This is a genomic window from Streptomyces sp. B3I8, from assembly GCF_030816915.1.
In the GTDB taxonomy this organism is placed as follows: domain Bacteria; phylum Actinomycetota; class Actinomycetes; order Streptomycetales; family Streptomycetaceae; genus Streptomyces.
Map to the genome: position 1 here is coordinate 2,292,930 of NZ_JAUSYN010000002.1, position 16,657 is coordinate 2,309,586.

Consider the following 16,657-nt stretch of genomic DNA (forward strand, 5'->3'; position numbering starts at 1 on the left):
GGCCACCGCCCGACCGGGGCGCCCAACCCGAGCGCGCACGCCCCGCGCTGCGCCCGCGCGCCCTTCCCGGGGCCACACCAGTCGGATATTACGGACTTCCGAACAGGGGGACGCACGTGACCAGTACCGACACAGGTTCCACGAACGACACAGCCGCCTCCGGGCCACCGGACGGGGGCGGGAAGCCCGGCAGGAGGAACGCGATCGTCACCACTCTCATCGCAGGGGTCGCGGCCGTCGCCGCCGCGGCGGTTCCCCTGCTCGTCAGGTCCGATCCGCCTCATCCGCCGACGGATCCCTGCGACCTCGACCGGCTCACCGGGTTCTGGGCCCAGCCCCCGTCCGAACGTCACAACGAGGCGCTCCTCGCCGACCACCGGACCCCTCGCGTCTACACCCGGGTCAGCACCGACTCGAACCCCGAGGTGAGCGTCAGGGGGCGGCTGAACCTCGACGTACCGGCCGGGCAGGTCCTCTACATGGTGAGACGGCCCGACCCCGGCACCCGGGACCAGGAAGGCAATCCGGGCAACGGCCGCTACTACCCGGTCGCGCCCGTCACCCCCACCTCGCGGGGCTGCTGGGAGGACGACGCCCGACCGATCGGCTACCCGGGGGCCAAGGGGATCGGCCAGATCTATCTGCTCGTCCTGGTGGGCCAGGACCGGGCGGCGTCCTTCGCGAACGACCGCACCGCCCGCGACTGGGACGGCTACAACCCGGACCAGTGGTCCGCGTCCAACAGCATCAGCGTGCTGAGCTTCCCCGTGTCGTCCGCATGAGAGGGGCCCCTCTCCGGACCGAGCGCATCTGACGCACCCGGCCCGGAGCGGGAACGCCCCGCCCACCGTCCGTCCCTGGGCTCACGCCTCAGTGACTGTGCGCACTGCCCGCCGGCTGCTTGACCGAAAGAGGCAGAAGCTTCTTACCCGTTGGTCCGATCTGAATACTTGTGTCCATCTGGGGACATATGGAAAAATGCTTAAAACCAGCTCTACGCTGCCCGACATGAGTAAACGAGGACAGCGGCGGCTCGCGGCGGAGCGAGCGGCCTACAACGTGGAAGCCGAGTGGACCAAGGCCGATCTCGCGCTCTTGGAAGAGCTGAAGCAGGCTGAGGCGCTGCTCCCCGAGGACGCTCCCCGGGCACTCCTGTCGATCCGCTTATCCGTACTGACGGACGAGACGACATCGCCAGTACGTCAGGAACTCGATCTCCGCATCCTGGCCAGGGAGCGGGGTTGCCGAGTCATCGGCGTCGCTTCGGACCTGAACGTGTCGGCGACGAAGGTCCCGCCGTGGAAGCGGAAGGAACTCGGGGACTGGCTGAACAACCGCTCCCCCGAGTTCGACGAAATCCTGTTCTGGAAGCTCGATCGCTTCGTGCGCCGTCTCTCCGATCTCTCCACGATGATCGAGTGGAGCCTGAAGCGCGGGAAGAACCTGGTCTCGAAGAACGACAGCCTCGACCTCACGACGACCGCCGGGAAGATCATGGTCACGATCATCGGCGGTATCGCCGAGATCGAGGCGGCCAACACCTCCACCCGGGTCACGAGCCTGTGGGACTACGCGAAGTCCCAGGAGGAATGGCTCATCGGGAAGCCGGCGTACGGCTACGTCACCGACGAGGACGACACGGGGAGGGTCGTTCTCGTCATCGATCCCGAGGCACACAAGGCACTGCACTGGGCACGCCGCATGGCACTTCGCGGACGCTCCGCCCGTTTCATGGTGCGCTGCCTGAAGCGGGCCGGGCTCATGAGCCAGGGGCTCACCGTGGTGACGCTCCTTCGTCGGCTCCGTAACCCCGCACTCCTCGGCTACCGCGTGGAGGAGGACAAGAACGGCGGACAACGTCGCTCGAAGCCGGTCCTCGGCAAGGACGGCAAGCCGATCAGGGTCGCTCCCCCGATTTTCACCGAGGAGGAGTTCGAGACTCTCGGCGCAGCGCTGGACAAGCGGATGAAGAAACAGCCGCCACGCCGTCCCGGCGGAGCCACGCAGTTCCTCGGCGTGCTCCTGTGCGCCGACTGCAAGACGAACATGACCGTGCAGGTCACGAGGAACGGGTTCGGTACCTACCCCTACCTTCGGTGCCGCAACTGCAAGAGCGGCGGACACGGGGCACCCAACCCGGAGCGGGTCTACGAGCGCCTGGTGGAGGACGTGCTCAGGGTCCTCGGAGACTTCCCCGTACAGGTTCGTCAGTACGCCGAGGGCGCCGAGGCACGGCGGGAGATCAAGCGTCTTCAGGAGTCCATCGCGCTGTACATGAAGGAGCTGGAACCCGGGGGCCGGTACACGAAGACGCGGTTCGCCAAGGAGCAGGCAGAGACGACGCTGGACAAGCTTATTGAGGAGCTGGAAGCGATCGATCCCGAGACGGCGAAGGACCGATGGGTCAACGTCCACGGCGGGAAGACGTTCCGTGAGCACTGGCAAGAGGGCGGCATGGAAGCCATGTCCGCAGACCTGTACCGCGTCGGCATTCGCTGCGAGGTCACGCGCACGAAGATGCCAGGTGTCCGGGCCCCGAAGGTGCACCTTCGCTTGCTGATTCCGAAGGACGTACGCGAGCGGCTCGTGATTCGCGAGGACGACTTCGCACAGGCCTTCTGAGCCCTCACACCGCACACAGAACGAAGCCGCCTTCCCGTGACGCGAGGAAGGCGGCTTCGCGTCTCACTCGAACCATGCGGTGGCGTCGAACGGTTCCTCGGTGCCGTCCTCATCCACGATCACGATCTCGCTCTCGATCAGGTGCGCCGCTCTGCCGTCGTTCGAGGGCTGAGGAATGGGCAGAGGGGTCATCAGCGCCCACCGCCCTCTTGCCTGGCATCAGCGCTGAGCCGCCGACCCTCCGCCAGGTCCTCCGCCACACCGGCCGCGATGAGGGCCGCGCCGGGGGTGTGGCCGGAGCCGACGTAACGCCAGTGCGCTTCCGTGATCGCGTCTGGAATCTCGGCGTCTCCGACGTGCTGAGCACGCTCGGCGCGCAGTGCCGCATAGGTGGTGGAGTACGCGCGGGACTTGGTGAGGATGTGCCCGCGGTAGCCGAGGGTGTGGGTCCAGGTGCGCAGGTGGAGGGGTGCGTACTCGGGGAGGCCGCCGAGGCGCCAGGAGGTGCGCATGAGGGTGCGGACGTGCGCGCTCACGGGTGCAGTGTCGATGTCGGCCCAGGTGGTGACCCTGTGGTCGGTACCGGCGCCTGTCTCGCTCGCGCCCTTGGTGACGTACTTCGCGACGTATGCGGCCACGGCGTCATCGCCGGGCCCAGCCCCGTCACCGTCGGCGTGCAGCGGACGGACGTCGAGTTGGGCGCCCCAGCGCAGGAGCAGTTCGCCGACGGCGGGGTTGTACGGGGTGCGGACCAGGACGCGCCCGGCGGAGGCGCGGACGGCGTCGGTGAGCCGGTCGGCCGTGCCCCAGGGCGGGGGTTCGTCGGTCGGTCCGTCGGGGCCGTCGAGGCGGACGACCGCGTGCACGTGGACGGCCGCCCGTTTCTGGTATTCGGCGACGCGTGCGAAGGACAGTCGGGCGTGGTGGGCGAAGCGGGACTGCACGAGGCCGGCGGAGGTGGCCAGGCGCCGCCGCACGTCGATGACGAAGCGGTCCCACAGCTTGGAGGCGTGCGCGTGCCACAGGACGTGTCCGGTGTAGTCGTAGCAGTCGGGGCACAGGGGTTGGCCGATGAGGGGATCGGTCGGAGTGTGCTCGGTGGTGCAACCGAGGGGGCGCCCGTGGTCGCAGGTGCCGCCGTCGCGGCGGGGGCGGCAGCGTTCTCCGATCCGGTGCACGGGGCCGAAGGACGGCGCGGTCAGGGTGACGAAGAGCCGGGGACGGTTGGAGCGCACTGGTCCTGGCATAGATGGACGTCAGCGAGAAGCCCAGCGAATCACCTGCTTCCGGCCACTGCTCGACGCATTACTCACATCAAGAAGACCCGTTTCAGCTGGTCGGAGCCGTCTTCTTGACCGTCAGCGGCAGCAACTTCTTGCCGCTGTCGCTCAGTGGCGGCCATGTATCGAACTGAGGGCACGGCCCGCACCGCAACTACACCAGCCGGTCACCGAGACAGGGACAGCCGTCGTTGCTCACGGTCGATGTCAGTGGCGATGACCGTTAGTTCGTCGCCGATCTGTACGGCGTCTTCAGACACGGCCACCGGGGTTGCGCCGGCCTCGCGCAGCGGGACCAGTCCCTCGACTCCGTCGGCCACCTCGACGAAGAAGCCGAAGGGCAGCAGTTTGGTCACGCGCCCACGCAGTGGCTGGCCGACCCGGACGTGGTCGGCGAACGTCTGGAAGGGGTCAGGCTGCCTTGCTCGCAGGGACAGCCGGGCCTCCCCGTTCCAGGTGTCGAATTGCAGGAACTCGCACGACACACGCTGGCCGACCGAAACGACCTCGGACGCCGCTTCGAAGCGCCGCCAGGACAGTTCGGGGTAGGTGATGAAGCCGACCCCGGGATGGACCGGATGGTCGGGGCCCTCGTCCAGTGCTACGAAGACACCGAAGGGCTCTATCGCCGCCACCGTGCCGGCCAAGAGCTCACCGTGGCGAAGCCGCTTGAGGAACGCCCAGAGGTCCGGGTTCTCGGTGGCCGCCATCGAAAGCCGCACCCGCGTCGCATCGAGATCCACGGCCGTCACCTCGGCCGTGATCCGCTGCCCGACCGTGACAGCGTCGGCGAAGCGTCGACGCCAAGAACCATCCAACGGACCCACCACGCCCAGCGGGCGCGCCGCGAACCCGTCCAGCAGCACCACGGCCTCGCCAGGCGTGACCGCCGTGACTGTTCCCGAGCGGAGGGCACCGACCCGCACGGCCGCCAGGAAGTCCCGGGCAGCCCGGTCCGTCGACACGTCGCTCATGCCGCCCAGGTTCTCACGAGGGCCGGCTAGACCCACTCCACCTCGGACTCGATCCCCGCGGGGCTCCCAAGCACCGGCAGGGGCGTCCTCGGCCGTTCTGGCGCCGCCCCACGCGCCCCCTGAATGCCGAGGAAACCGAGCGCTGCGGCCACCTCATCCTCTGTGACCTCCGCCACAGCGTCGGCGAGACGCTGCAGCGGGTCATCACTCACGTCAGCGACCGTTTCAGCTGGTCGGAGCCGTCTTCTTGACCGTCAGCGGCAGCAACTTCTTGCCGCTGTCGCTCAGTTGCGGCCATGTATCGAACTGAGGGCACACCCCGCAGTCGAAGCACGGCGTCCAGCGGCAGTCGTCGACCTCTGTCTCGTCGAGGGCGTCCTGCCAGTCCTCCCAGAGCCAGTCCTTGTCGAGGCCGGAGTCCAGGTGGTCCCAGGGGAGGACTTCCTCGTAAGTGCGTTCGCGGGTGGTGTACCAGTCGACGTCCACGCCGGAGGCGGGCAGCGTCTTCTCCGCGCAGGCCATCCAGCGGTCGTAGGAGAAGTGCTCGCGCCAGCCGTCGAAGCGGCCGCCGTCCTCGTAGACCGCGCGGATCACCGCGCCGAGGCGGCGGTCGCCGCGGGAGAGGAGGCCCTCGACGATGCCGGGCTTGCCGTCGTGGTAGCGGAAGCCGATGGAGCGGCCGTACTTCTTGTCGCCGCGGATCTTGTCGCGCAGCTTCTGCAGCCGGGCGTCCGTCTCCTCGGCGCTGAGCTGCGGAGCCCACTGGAAGGGGGTGTGCGGCTTGGGGACGAAGCCGCCGATGGAGACCGTGCAGCGGATGTCGTTGGCGCCGGAGACCTCGCGGCCCTTGGCGATCACGCGGGTGGCCATGTCGGCGATCTGCAGGACGTCGTCGTCGGTCTCGGTGGGCAGGCCGCACATGAAGTACAGCTTCACCTGGCGCCAGCCGTTGCCGTAGGCCGTCGCGACGGTCCGGATGAGGTCCTCCTCCGAGACCATCTTGTTGATGACCTTGCGGATGCGCTCGGAGCCGCCCTCGGGGGCGAAGGTGAGGCCCGAGCGGCGGCCGTTGCGGGTCAGCTCGTTGGCCAGGTCGATGTTGAACGCGTCGACGCGGGTGGAGGGCAGGGAGAGGCCGACCTTGTCCTCCTCGTAGCGGTCGGCCAGGCCCTTGGCGATGTCGCCGATCTCCGTGTGGTCGGCGGAGGAGAGGGAGAGCAGGCCGACCTCCTCGAAGCCGGTGGCCTGCAGGCCCTTCTCCACCATCTCGCCGATGCCGGTGATCGAGCGCTCGCGCACCGGGCGGGTGATCATGCCGGCCTGGCAGAAACGGCAGCCGCGCGTGCAGCCGCGGAAGATCTCCACCGACATGCGCTCGTGGACCGTCTCCGCGAGCGGGACCAGGGGCTGCTTGGGGTACGGCCACTCGTCGAGGTCCATCACCGTGTGCTTGGACACCCGCCACGGGACGCCCGAGCGATTGGGGACGACGCGGGCGATGCGGCCGTCGGGGAGGTACTCGACGTCGTAGAACGCCGGGATGTACACGCCGCCGGTCCGCGCCAGGCGGTACAGGACCTCCTCGCGGCCGCCGGGGCGGCCCTCCGCCTTCCACTCGCGGATGACGGCGGTCATGTCGAGCACGGCCTGCTCGCCGTCGCCGATGATCGCGGCGTCGATGAAGTCGGCGATCGGCTCGGGGTTGAACGCCGCGTGGCCGCCGGCCAGCACGATCGGGTCGTCGACCGTGCGGTCCTTCGACTCCAGCGGGATGCCGGCCAGGTCGAGGGCCGTGAGCATGTTGGTGTAGCCGAGCTCGGTGGAGAAGGAGAGGCCGAAGACGTCGAACGCCTTCACCGGGCGGTGACTGTCGACGGTAAACTGCGGGACGGCGTGCTCCCGCATCAGGGCCTCCAGGTCCGGCCAGACGCTGTACGTGCGTTCGGCGAGGACACCGTCCTGCTCGTTGAGGACCTCATAAAGGATCATGACGCCCTGGTTGGGGAGGCCGACCTCGTAGGCGTCGGGGTACATCAGGGCCCAGTGGACGTCGCAGTCGTCCCAGTTCTTGACGGTGGAGTTGAGTTCGCCGCCGACGTACTGGATCGGCTTCTGCACATGCGGGAGCAAGGCTTCGAGCTGTGGGAAGACCGACTCGACTGGCATCGCGCGATTACCTTCGGGAGAGGGAGGGGTGGGTACCGGCCCCGGCGGGGCGGGGTGGGCCATCTAGCGTAACGCGGGGGTGGGGGTGCGGGGGGTTTCGCCCCCGCCGCCCTCGCCCTTCCCGTCCCGTCAAGGGGCCCCGCCCCTCGGACCCCGGAGGGTACGTTGTCGGCCGCGGGCCGGTGGGGGTGCGCCGCGCAGTTCCCCGCGCCCTTCAAAGGGGCGCCGCCCCCTACGCCGACAGCGGCCTCTGCACCCTGATCGACTGCAGCAGGCCCACCGCTATCCAGACCGCGAACATCGACGAGCCGCCGTAGGAGACGAACGGGAGGGGGAGGCCCGCGACCGGCATGATGCCGAGGGTCATGCCGATGTTCTCGAAGGCCTGGAAGGCGAACCAGGCGATGATGCCTGCGGCGACGATCGTGCCGTAGAGCTCGGTCGTCTCGCGGGCGATGCGGCAGGCGCGCCAGAGGACCACGCCGAGCAGGAGCAGTATCGCGCCGGCGCCGACGAAGCCGAGTTCCTCGCCGGCGACCGTGAAGACGAAGTCGGTCTGCTGTTCGGGGACGAACTGACCGGTCGTCTGCGAGCCGTGGAACAGGCCCGAGCCGGTCAGTCCGCCGGAGCCGATGGCGATGCGGGCCTGGTTGGTGTTGTAGCCGACGCCGGCCGGGTCGAGGTCGGGGTTGGCGAAGGCCGCGAAGCGGTTGATCTGGTACTCGTCGAGGATGTGGAGCTGCCACACCGCGAGGGCGCCGAGCGCGCCGACGCCCATCAGGCCGAAGATCCAGCGGTTGGAGGCGCCGGAGGCGAGCAGCACGGCCAGCACGATGATGACCATGACCATGACCGAGCCGAGGTCGGGCATGAGCAGCACGATCGCGATCGGGACGGCGGCCAGGCCGAGGGACTGCAGGACCGTGCGGTGGTCGGGGTACGGCTTGTCGCCGGCGTCGACGCGGGCGGCGAGCAGCATCGCCATGCCGAGGATGATGGTGATCTTGGTGAACTCGGAGGGCTGGAGCGAGAAGCCGCCGCCGAAAACGATCCACGCGTGGGCGCCGTTGACGGTGGCGCCGAGCGGGGTGAGCACCATCAGGATGAGGAAGACCGAGAGGCCGTAGAGGATCGGCACGGCGGTGCGCAGGGTGCGGTGGCCGAGCCAGATCGTGCCGATCATCAGGGCGATGCCGATGCCGGTGTTGAGCAGGTGGCGCAGGAGGAAGTAGTACGGGTCGCCCTGGTTGATCTCGGTGCGGTTGCGGGTCGCGGAGTAGACGAGCAGCGAGCCGATCAGCGAGAGCGCGACGGCGCACATCAGTATCGGCCAGTCGAGGCGGCGGGCGAGGGAGTCGCGGGCGAGGACCCGGGTCCAGCCGGCCCGTTGGGGCCCGTATCCGGAGACGGAGAAGCTGTTGGCCCCGGTCATGCCGTCCTCCCGCGTCCGCCGCGGCGGCCTCCGCCGGAGCGCCGTCGTGTCTGTCGGTTGCCGCCTGTGGGCGACGGGGTGGTCGCCACCGGCGTCTCGGAGGCGCCGCCCTGCGGGGTCTCCTGGTTGGCCTGGTCCGCCTTGGGGTCGTACTTCTTGACCTTGGGGGCCTTGATGGTGCCGTCGGGCCGGATCTTGGGCAGGCTCTTCTGCGGGGTGGGCAGCAGCGCCTTGCTCCTGTCGACCTTGCCGTCCTCGGAGACGCCGTACAGCGAGTTGTAGATCTTGCGGACGGCCTCACCGGAGGCGCCGGAACCGGTACCGGCCTGGGAGATCGTCATGATGACCGAGTAGTCCTTGCTGTACGTGGCCAGCCAGGAGGTGGTCTGCTTGCCGTAGACCTCGGCGGTGCCGGTCTTGGCGTGCAGCGGGATCTTGTCCTGCGGCCAGCCCTGGAACTTCCAGGCGGCGGTGCCGCGGGTGGCCACGCCGGCGAGTGCCTCGTCCATCTTGGCGATGGTGGCCCTGCTGACGGGCAGTTTGCCCGAGGGCCGCGGCTTGATCTCGGTGACCTTCCTGCCGTCGGCGCTGACGACCGCCTTGCCGATGGTCGGGTGGTACATGGTGCCGCCGTTGGCGAGCGCCCCGTAGATCACGGCCTCCTGGACGGGGGTGAGCAGGGTGTCGCCCTGGCCGATGGAGTAGTTGATCGAGTCGCCCTCGCGCATCTTGTTGCCCTCGAGGCAGTTCTCGTACGCGATCTTCTGGACGTAGGTGCCGTCCTTCTTGCCGGTCTTGCACCAGGCGTCCTTGTTGGCCTCCCAGTACTTCTGCTTCCACTCGCGGTCGGGGACCCGGCCGGTGACCTCGTTGGGCAGGTCGATGCCGGTCTTCCGGCCGAGGCCGAACTGGTGGGCGGCCTTGTAGAAGTAGTCCTTCGGCTCACCCTTCTTGGGGTTGATGCCGCCGTCCTTCTTCCACTCCCGGTCGGCGAGGCCGTAGAAGACGGTGTCGCAGGAGACCTCCAGGGCGCGGCCGAGCGTGATGTCGCCGAAGTTCTCGCCCTCGAAGTTCTTGAAGACCTGGTTGCCGACGGAGTAGGAGCTGGTGCAGGGGTAGCCGCCGTCGAAGTCGTAGCCGGCCTCGACGGCGGCGGCGGTGGAGACCACCTTGAAGGTGGAGCCGGGCGCCGACTGGCCCTGGGTGGCCCTGTTGAGCAGCGGGTAGTCGGAGTTCTTGCCGGTGAGGGCCTGGTAGTCCTTGGCGGAGATGCCCCCGACCCAGACGTTGGGGTCGTAGGTCGGTGCGGAGGCCATGGCGACGACGCGGCCGGTCTTGGCCTCCATGACGACGACGGCGCCGGAGTCCGCCTTGTAGTTCTCGCCGGTGATCTTGTCGAACTGCTTGCGGGCCGCCTTCATGGCCGCGTCCAGTTCGTACTCGGCGACCCGCTGCACGCGGGCGTCGATGCTGGTGACCAGGTTGGAGCCGGACTGGGCCTTGTCGGACCGGGCCTTGCCGATGACGCGGCCGAGGTTGTCGACCTCGTAGCGGGTGACGCCGGCCTTGCCGCGCAGCTGCTTGTCGTACTGGCGCTCGAGGCCGGAGCGGCCGACCTGGTCGGAGCGGAGGTAGGGCGAGTCGGTGTCCTGCGCCTTGGTGATCTCGTCGTCGGTGACCGGGGAGAGGTAACCGAGCACCTGGGCGGTGTTGGCGTCACCAGGGGCGGCGTAGCGGCGCACGGCCTCGGGTTCGGCGGTGATGCCGGGGAAGTCCTCGGCGCGCTCGCGGATCTGCAGGGCCTGCTTGGCGGTGGCCTCGTCGGTGATGGGGATGGGCTGGTACGGCGAGCCGTTCCAGCAGGGCTGGCGCGTCTTGGCGTCGCACAGCCGGACCTTGTCCATGACGTCCCTCGGCTTCATGCCGAGGACGCCGGCGAGCTTGGTGAGGACCGCCTTGCCGTCGTCCTGCATCTTCAGCAGGTCGGTGCGGGAGGCGGAGACCACCAGGCGGGTCTCGTTGTCGGCGAGGGCCACTCCGCGGGCGTCCAGGATGGAGCCGCGGACCGCCGGCTGGACGACCTGCTGGACGTGGTTGCCGGACGCCTCCTTGGCGTAGGCGGAGCCCTCGCGGATCTGGAGGTACCACAGCCTGCCGCCGAGGGTCCCGAGCAGGGAGAGGACGAGGATCTGGATGACGACGAGTCGGATCTGGACGCGTGGTGTCCGTCCGGTCTCGGGGATGTTGGTCACTGGTGCTGCCGCCCCCTCTCAGTGCGTGTACGAGTCATACCGTGCGGACCTGTGACCGCGAGGTCCGGCACGTCGGCGGGTCGGGCGGGTCCGGCACGTCCGGCGGGTCCGGCGGTCGCCGGCCGGTCCGTGGTCACAGCCGCTTGACCCCCTTGATGCGTCCGGCGCGGGCCACCCTGGCCTTGGCCGCGCGGGCCTTGAGACCGCCGCGCTGGCCGCCGATGCGCAGCCCGGTGCCGGAGGAGAGCCAGCCGGCGGAGACGTCGGCGGCCTTGGCGCCCGAACCGGCCCCGTCGAGCGGGTCGTTGTCGGCGCGGCGGGCCAGCGCCATCAGTCCGGGGACCACGAACGGCGCCAGCAGCAGGTCGTAGACGGTGGCGCTGAGCAGCAGGCCCGACAGGCCCACGTGGCGGGCGGCGGTGTCGCCGACGAGGGCGCCGACGCCCGCGTACAGCAGGGTGGAGCCGATCGCGGCGACGGCGACCACGGCCATGGGGCCGGTGGCGGACTTCAGTCGGCCGTTCTCCGGTCTGGCGAGCCCGGCGAGGTAGCCGACGACGCACAGCACGAGGGCGTACCGCCCGGCCGCGTGATCGGCGGGGGGCGCGAGGTCGGACAGCAGCCCGGCGCCGAAGCCGACGAGGGCGCCGCCCACGTGGCCGTAGACCAGGGCGAGGGCGAGCACGGTGAGCAGGACGAGGTCGGGGACGGCGCCGGGCAGGTGCAGGCGGGCGAGCACGCTCACCTGGACCACCAGGGCGACGACCACGAGGGCGACGGAGAGCAGCATCCGGTTGAGGCGCATCAGGTTCGGCTCCTACGGGGTGGGCTGCGCACCGGCGGTGGCGTTGCCGTCGCTGTTGCCGTCGGTGTTGTCGTCTGTTCCGGCGTCGCCGGTGGTGCCGGCGTCGCCGGTGTCCTCTTCGGTGCGGGCGCCACCCGAGGGTGTCACGGTCACGGTGACGGTCGGCGTGGGCCTGGGCTTGGACTTCGGCGGCAGCACGGTGTCGCGCGGGTCCTTGCCGGGTGCCTCGACGACGACGCCGACGATGTCGAGCTTGGTGAAGGAGACGAACGGCTCGACGTAGATCGTGCGGGTCAGGTCACCGCCCGAGGGGTCGACGCGGGAGACCTTGCCGACGGGAACGCCGGGCACGAACGGCTTGTCGGCCTGGGAGCCGAAGGTGACGAGCCGGTCGCCCTTCTTCACGTCGGCCTTGGCGTTGAGGAGTTGCACCCGGAAGGGGCGGTCGCCCTGGCCGGCGGCGAAGCCGAGTTCGTCGCTGCCCTCCATCCGCGTGCCGACGGTGAAGTCGGGGTCGTTCGCGAGCAGCACGGTGGCGGAGTGCGGGCCGACGGTGGTGACGCGGCCGACGAGCCCGTCGCCGTTGAGGACGGTCATGTCCCGCTTGACGCCGTCGTCGGCGCCGATGTCGATGGTGACGGTCCATGAGAAGCCCTGGGCCGCTCCTATGGCGATGACCTGAGCGCCCTTGATGCCGTACTGGCCCTCGCCGGCGACGCTCAGCATCTTGTCGAGCTGGGCGAGCCGACTGCGGTTGCGGGCGCCGCTGCCGAGCTTCGCCTTCAACGCGGCGTTGTCGCGCTCCAGTCGGGCGACGCGATCGTGCTTGTCACCGGAGTCGCGGACCGCGGCGATCGCGTTGCCGACGGGGTCGACAGCGGTCGACACCCCGTTCTCGATCGGCCCGAACACCGTGGCGGCGGCCTGCCGGGCGCCGTCGACCGGGGAGTCCTCACCGCCCCGGATGTCCACCGTGATCAGTGCGAAAGCGATGGCGATCAGCAGCACCAGGAGCAGCCGGCTCTCCTTTGTGTCCCTCACGTGCGGCGGCCGTGCCTTCCTCGTCGGAATGGGAGGTGGGGTGGGGGTGGGTGGAACAGGGATGGGGCGGGGGGGTGGAGCGAAGGGGATGGGTCGTGCGGTGTCGCGGGCCCCGCGGTGTCGCGGGGGGGGCGCCGTGTCGGCGGTGTTGTGGGGGAGCCTATGCCTCGCTAGCAGTGATCCGCCGTACGAGAGGGGCGCTTCTCGTACGGCGGAATCGAAGCGTTACGTCATCTGCGCGGCTGGGCGTCGAGGACCTGCTGGAGGGCCTCGAACTCCTCGACACACTTGCCGGATCCGAGGGCGACGCTGTCCAGCGGGTCCTCGGCGATGTGGATCGGCATGCCCGTCTCGCGACGCAGCCGTTCGTCGAGGCCGCGCAGCAGCGCGCCGCCGCCGGTGAGGACGATCCCGCGGTCCATGATGTCGCCGGAGAGTTCCGGCGGGCACTTGTCGAGGGTCGTCTTGACCGCGTCGACGATCGCGTTGACCGGTTCCTCGATGGCCTTGCGCACCTCGGCCGCGGAGATGACGACGGTCTTGGGCAGGCCGGAGACCAGGTCGCGGCCACGGATCTCGGTGTGCTCGTCGGAGTCGAGGTCGTACGCCGAACCGATCGTGATCTTGATCTGTTCCGCCGTCCGCTCGCCGAGGAGGAGCGAGTACTCCTTCTTGACGTACTGGATGATCGCGTTGTCCAGCTCGTCCCCCGCGACGCGGATGGACTGGGCGGTGACGATGCCGCCGAGCGAGATGACCGCGACCTCCGTGGTGCCGCCGCCGATGTCCACCACCATGTTGCCCGTGGCCTCGTGGACCGGAAGACCGGAGCCGATGGCGGCGGCCATGGGCTCCTCGATGATGTGCACCTGGCGGGCGCCGGCCTGCGAGGAGGCCTCGATGACCGCGCGGCGCTCGACGCCGGTGATCCCCGAGGGCACGCAGACGACGACGCGCGGGCGGGCGAGGTAGCGCCGCTTGTGGATCTTCAGGATGAAGTAGCGGAGCATGCGCTCGGTGATCTCGAAGTCGGCGATCACGCCGTCCTTCAGCGGACGCACGGCGACGATGTTGCCCGGCGTGCGCCCGATCATTTTCTTGGCTTCGGCACCGACCGCGAGGATGCCACCGGTGTTGGTGTTGATCGCGACGACGGACGGTTCGTTGAGTACGATTCCGCGACCCCTGACGTACACCAGCGTGTTGGCGGTCCCGAGGTCGACAGCCATGTCACGGCCGATGAACGACATTGAGTTCCCCATCAGATTTCGTCTGGCCTTCCCAAGTGAAGCGTGTGAGGGCTCGTGTTGGGGCGGCGAAGTGGGTGCGGTGACGTGAAGGCTTACATCGTAGTCTCGCCTGCACGAACACCGTGCGAGGGTCTTCGCCATTGTCAGCAGATCACGCCCCGCCCCGCTTGTGGAGAGGGGCGTTCGGGGGTGCGCGTTCCCCCGATCGGCACGCATACGCGGACGGACGGCCACTTCGGTGGCGGCCGTCCCGCGTCATGTGGTCCGTTCGGCTGACATGGCGTCAGGTGCCGTGTCGACGGCGAGTCGGGGGCGTACGGCGGATCGGCCTCGTTCGGCGGGCCGCCGCACGGCGGGGCGGGCAGGGGAACGGGCCGCGGGCCGCCGGGCCCGCGGGTTCAGAAGCGGCCGGGGAAGAAGATCTTCAGCTCGCGCTCGGCGGAGTCCTCCGAGTCCGAGGCGTGGATCAGGTTCTCGCGGACGATGACCCCGTAGTCGCCGCGGATGGAGCCGGGGGCGGCGGCGATCGGGTCGGTGGGACCGGCCAGCGCCCGGACCCCCTCGATGACCCGCTCGCCCTCGACGACGAGGGCGACGACGGGGCCGGAGGCCATGAACTCGACGAGGGGCTCGTAGAAGACCTTGCCCTTGTGCTCGCCGTAGTGCTGCTCCAGCGTCTCCTGGTCCAGGGTGCGCAGTTCCAGCGCCGTGATGCTCCAGCCGGCCTTGCGCTCGATACGGCTGATGATCTCGCCCGTCAGGCCGCGCCGGACGGCGTCGGGCTTGAGGAGGACAAGGGTGCGCTGGCTCACGGGGGAACTCCTTGGGAACTGGTGAGTGAGTGGTCAGAGGGTACAGGGCCCCTCCGTGGAGAAATCACGCAGTACCGAGGTCCGACGGGCCGGGGTTCGCGCCCTGCGCCTCCTGCGCCGCGAAGCGGGCCTTCGCCTCGTCGATCTTGCGTCCGTAGTGCACCGAAGCCCACCACAGGGCGGTGAACACCGCGCCCATGAAGAACATCGTCGGGACGAAGAAACCGGAGGCGATCAGCGCGAGCTGCAGCGCCCAGCCGAGCTGGACGCCGCCGGGGCGGGTGAGCACCCCGCACAGCAGCAGGCACAGCACCATGGCGATGCCGCTGACCGTCCAGACCGTGCCCGTGGACAGGTCGGGGTCCTTCATCGCGACGAGTCCGGCGAACCCGATCACGAAGAACTCGCCCAGCAGGGTCGAGGAACACAGGGTGCGCACGGCGGTCAGCCCCTCTTCAGCAGCAGTCGGGCCTCGCCGACGGTGTACACGGAACCGGTGACCAGGACACCGCCGCCGGCGAACTCGCTCTCCTCCTCGGCGAGCGTGATGGCCGCCTCCAGGGCGTCCGGGAGGCGCGGTTCCACCTGGACCCTGTCCTCACCGAAGACCTCCACGGCGAGCGCGGCCAGGTCGTCGGCGGGCATCGCGCGGTGGGTGGAGTTCTGCGTGACCACGACCTCCGCGAAGATCGGCTCGAACGCCTCCAGCACCCCCCGCACGTTCTTGTCGGCACTCGCCCCGACCACGCCGATGAGCCGGCTGAACTCGAACGCCTCGTCCACCGCCTCGGCGGTGACCCGCGCGCCGGCCGGGTTGTGGGCGGCGTCCAGGACGACCGTCGGGGAGCGGCGGACGACCTCCATGCGGCCCGGGGAGGAGACCGCGGCGAACGCCTTGCGGACGGTGTCGATGTCCAGCGGGTGCGGGCGCTCGGCGCCGACGCCGAAGAACGCCTCGACGGCGGCGAGTGCCACGGAGGCGTTGTGCGCCTGGTGGGCGCCGTGCAGCGGGAGGTACACCTCGTCGTACTCGCCGCCCAGGCCGCGCAGGGTGATGAGCTGTCCGCCGACGGCGACCTGCCGGGCGACGACGCCGAACTCCAGTCCCTCGCGGGCCACGGTGGCGTCCGCCTCGGCCGACTTCCTCAGCAGCACCTGGGCCGCGTCCACCGGCTGTTGGGCCATGACGACCGAGGCGCCCTGCTTGATGATCCCGGACTTCTCCCCCGCGATCTCGCCGGGCGTGGAGCCGAGGCGGTCGGTGTGGTCCAGGTCGATGGGGGTGACGACGGCGACATCGCCGTCGATGACGTTGGTGGCGTCCCACGTGCCGCCCATGCCGACCTCGACGACGGCGACGTCGACGGGAGCGTCGGAGAAGGCCGCGTACGCCATGGCCGTGAGCACCTCGAAGAACGACAGGCGGTACTCCTGCGCCGCGTCGACCATCTCGATGTACGGCTTGATGTCCTGGTACGTCTCCACGAAGTGCTCGGCGGAGACGGGGGCGCCGTCCAGGCTGATGCGCTCGGTGACCGACTGCACGTGGGGGCTGGTGTAGCGGCCGGTGCGCAGGTCGAAGGCGCCGAGGAGGGCCTCGATCATGCGGGCCGTGGTGGTCTTGCCGTTGGTGCCGGTGAGGTGGATCGAGGGGTACGCGCGCTGGGGGTCGCCCAGCAGGTCCATCAGCGCGGCGATCCTGTCGACGGAGGGTTCCAGCTTGGTCTCGCCCCAGCGGGTGGCGAGCTCCGTCTCGACCTCGCGCAGGGCCGCGTCGGTCTCCGGGTCGGCGGGGCGGGTGGGGACGTCGGGCTCCGGCGGGCCGCCCAGGGTGCGCAGGGTGCGGCTGCCGGCCTCGATGACGGCGAGGTCGGGGTCGCGGTCCGTCTCGGCCGCGATGATGTCTTCGAAGTCGCCGTCGGCGTCGAAGCCGTCGGGGGCGTTGCCGTTGTCGGGCGGGAGCTCACTCACGCGGTCCAGTCTACGGAGGTCCTGCCCTGGAGTGAGGCTGTGCCCCTTCGGC

General features: G+C 69.6%; 15 protein-coding genes. 3 read left to right on the forward strand and 12 right to left on the reverse strand.

Annotation, left to right across the window (positions count from 1 at the left end):
* The first annotated feature begins 116 nt into the window (after window positions 1-116).
* Together QFZ64_RS12270 and QFZ64_RS12275 are read left to right on the forward strand one after the other, a co-directional pair.
* Window positions 117-782 (forward strand): hypothetical protein, encoded by a 666-nt coding sequence (locus QFZ64_RS12270; RefSeq protein ID WP_307064993.1) that lies wholly within the window; start codon window positions 117-119, stop codon window positions 780-782.
* Window positions 783-1,059: 277 nt separating this feature from the next.
* Entirely contained in the window at window positions 1,060-2,622 is a 1,563-nt protein-coding gene (locus QFZ64_RS12275; RefSeq protein WP_307071666.1) for a recombinase family protein, read from the forward strand.
* 63 nt (window positions 2,623-2,685) lie between these two features.
* On the opposite strand, the gene QFZ64_RS12280 is transcribed toward QFZ64_RS12275, so the two are convergent.
* Window positions 2,686-2,814, reverse strand: a complete 129-nt coding sequence (locus tag QFZ64_RS12280; protein ID WP_307064995.1) for a hypothetical protein — start codon at window positions 2,812-2,814, stop codon at window positions 2,686-2,688.
* Window positions 2,814-3,857 carry a replication initiator gene (locus QFZ64_RS12285; protein ID WP_307064997.1) on the reverse strand — a complete coding sequence of 348 codons (1,044 nt, stop codon included), beginning with the start codon at window positions 3,855-3,857 and terminating at the stop codon, window positions 2,814-2,816. The genes QFZ64_RS12280 and QFZ64_RS12285 overlap by 1 nt, the downstream gene beginning before the upstream one ends.
* 14 nt (window positions 3,858-3,871) lie before the next feature.
* On the opposite strand from QFZ64_RS12285, the gene QFZ64_RS12290 reads away from it, so the two are divergent.
* Window positions 3,872-4,036 (forward strand): hypothetical protein, encoded by a 165-nt coding sequence (locus tag QFZ64_RS12290; protein WP_307064999.1) that lies wholly within the window; start codon window positions 3,872-3,874, stop codon window positions 4,034-4,036.
* Between the two features lie 33 nt (window positions 4,037-4,069).
* Here QFZ64_RS12290 and QFZ64_RS12295 read toward each other — a convergent pair whose 3' ends face one another.
* The 10 genes from QFZ64_RS12295 to QFZ64_RS12340 all read right to left on the reverse strand — a co-directional run bounded on the left by QFZ64_RS12295 (window position 4,070) and on the right by QFZ64_RS12340 (window position 16,605).
* Window positions 4,070-4,876 carry a S1 RNA-binding domain-containing protein gene (locus QFZ64_RS12295; protein WP_307065001.1) on the reverse strand — a complete coding sequence of 269 codons (807 nt, stop codon included), beginning with the start codon at window positions 4,874-4,876 and terminating at the stop codon, window positions 4,070-4,072.
* 225 nt (window positions 4,877-5,101) lie between these two features.
* Window positions 5,102-7,042: a TIGR03960 family B12-binding radical SAM protein gene (locus QFZ64_RS12300; RefSeq protein WP_307065003.1), complete on the reverse strand. Its 1,941-nt coding sequence runs from the start codon at window positions 7,040-7,042 to the stop codon at window positions 5,102-5,104.
* A 232-nt stretch (window positions 7,043-7,274) separates the two neighbouring features.
* Entirely contained in the window at window positions 7,275-8,474 is a 1,200-nt protein-coding gene (gene rodA, locus QFZ64_RS12305) for a rod shape-determining protein RodA (RefSeq protein ID WP_307065004.1), read from the reverse strand.
* Window positions 8,471-10,726 carry a penicillin-binding protein 2 gene (gene mrdA / locus QFZ64_RS12310; protein ID WP_307065006.1) on the reverse strand — a complete coding sequence of 752 codons (2,256 nt, stop codon included), beginning with the start codon at window positions 10,724-10,726 and terminating at the stop codon, window positions 8,471-8,473. The genes rodA and mrdA overlap by 4 nt, the downstream gene beginning before the upstream one ends.
* Before the next feature lie 133 nt (window positions 10,727-10,859).
* On the reverse strand, window positions 10,860-11,531 hold the full coding sequence (mreD, locus tag QFZ64_RS12315) for a rod shape-determining protein MreD (protein WP_307065008.1): 672 nt from the start codon (window positions 11,529-11,531) through the stop codon (window positions 10,860-10,862).
* A 12-nt stretch (window positions 11,532-11,543) separates the two neighbouring features.
* Window positions 11,544-12,572, reverse strand: coding sequence for a rod shape-determining protein MreC (gene mreC / locus QFZ64_RS12320; protein WP_307065010.1), 1,029 nt, complete (start codon window positions 12,570-12,572; stop codon window positions 11,544-11,546).
* A 230-nt stretch (window positions 12,573-12,802) separates the two neighbouring features.
* Window positions 12,803-13,822 (reverse strand): rod shape-determining protein, encoded by a 1,020-nt coding sequence (locus QFZ64_RS12325; protein ID WP_006137364.1) that lies wholly within the window; start codon window positions 13,820-13,822, stop codon window positions 12,803-12,805.
* 398 nt (window positions 13,823-14,220) lie between these two features.
* Window positions 14,221-14,634 carry a nucleoside-diphosphate kinase gene (ndk, locus tag QFZ64_RS12330; protein ID WP_307065014.1) on the reverse strand — a complete coding sequence of 138 codons (414 nt, stop codon included), beginning with the start codon at window positions 14,632-14,634 and terminating at the stop codon, window positions 14,221-14,223.
* Between the two features lie 64 nt (window positions 14,635-14,698).
* Window positions 14,699-15,073 carry a DUF4233 domain-containing protein gene (locus QFZ64_RS12335; RefSeq protein WP_307065017.1) on the reverse strand — a complete coding sequence of 125 codons (375 nt, stop codon included), beginning with the start codon at window positions 15,071-15,073 and terminating at the stop codon, window positions 14,699-14,701.
* Window positions 15,074-15,078: 5 nt separating this feature from the next.
* Window positions 15,079-16,605: a folylpolyglutamate synthase/dihydrofolate synthase family protein gene (locus QFZ64_RS12340; protein ID WP_307065019.1), complete on the reverse strand. Its 1,527-nt coding sequence runs from the start codon at window positions 16,603-16,605 to the stop codon at window positions 15,079-15,081.
* Window positions 16,606-16,657 lie beyond the last annotated feature (52 nt).

What these genes read in the sequence shown, in the direction of transcription:
- QFZ64_RS12290 (WP_307064999.1), top strand. Translation starts at nt 3,872, where the DNA reads ATGGACGTCAGCGAGAAGCCCAGCGAATCACCTGCTTCCGGCCACTGC.
- mreD (WP_307065008.1), bottom strand. Translation starts at nt 11,531, where the DNA reads ATGCGCCTCAACCGGATGCTGCTCTCCGTCGCCCTCGTGGTCGTCGCC.
- QFZ64_RS12300 (WP_307065003.1), bottom strand. Translation starts at nt 7,042, where the DNA reads ATGCCAGTCGAGTCGGTCTTCCCACAGCTCGAAGCCTTGCTCCCGCAT.
- rodA (WP_307065004.1), bottom strand. Translation starts at nt 8,474, where the DNA reads ATGACCGGGGCCAACAGCTTCTCCGTCTCCGGATACGGGCCCCAACGG.
- QFZ64_RS12295 (WP_307065001.1), bottom strand. Translation starts at nt 4,876, where the DNA reads ATGAGCGACGTGTCGACGGACCGGGCTGCCCGGGACTTCCTGGCGGCC.
- QFZ64_RS12325 (WP_006137364.1), bottom strand. Translation starts at nt 13,822, where the DNA reads ATGTCGTTCATCGGCCGTGACATGGCTGTCGACCTCGGGACCGCCAAC.
- QFZ64_RS12280 (WP_307064995.1), bottom strand. Translation starts at nt 2,814, where the DNA reads ATGACCCCTCTGCCCATTCCTCAGCCCTCGAACGACGGCAGAGCGGCG.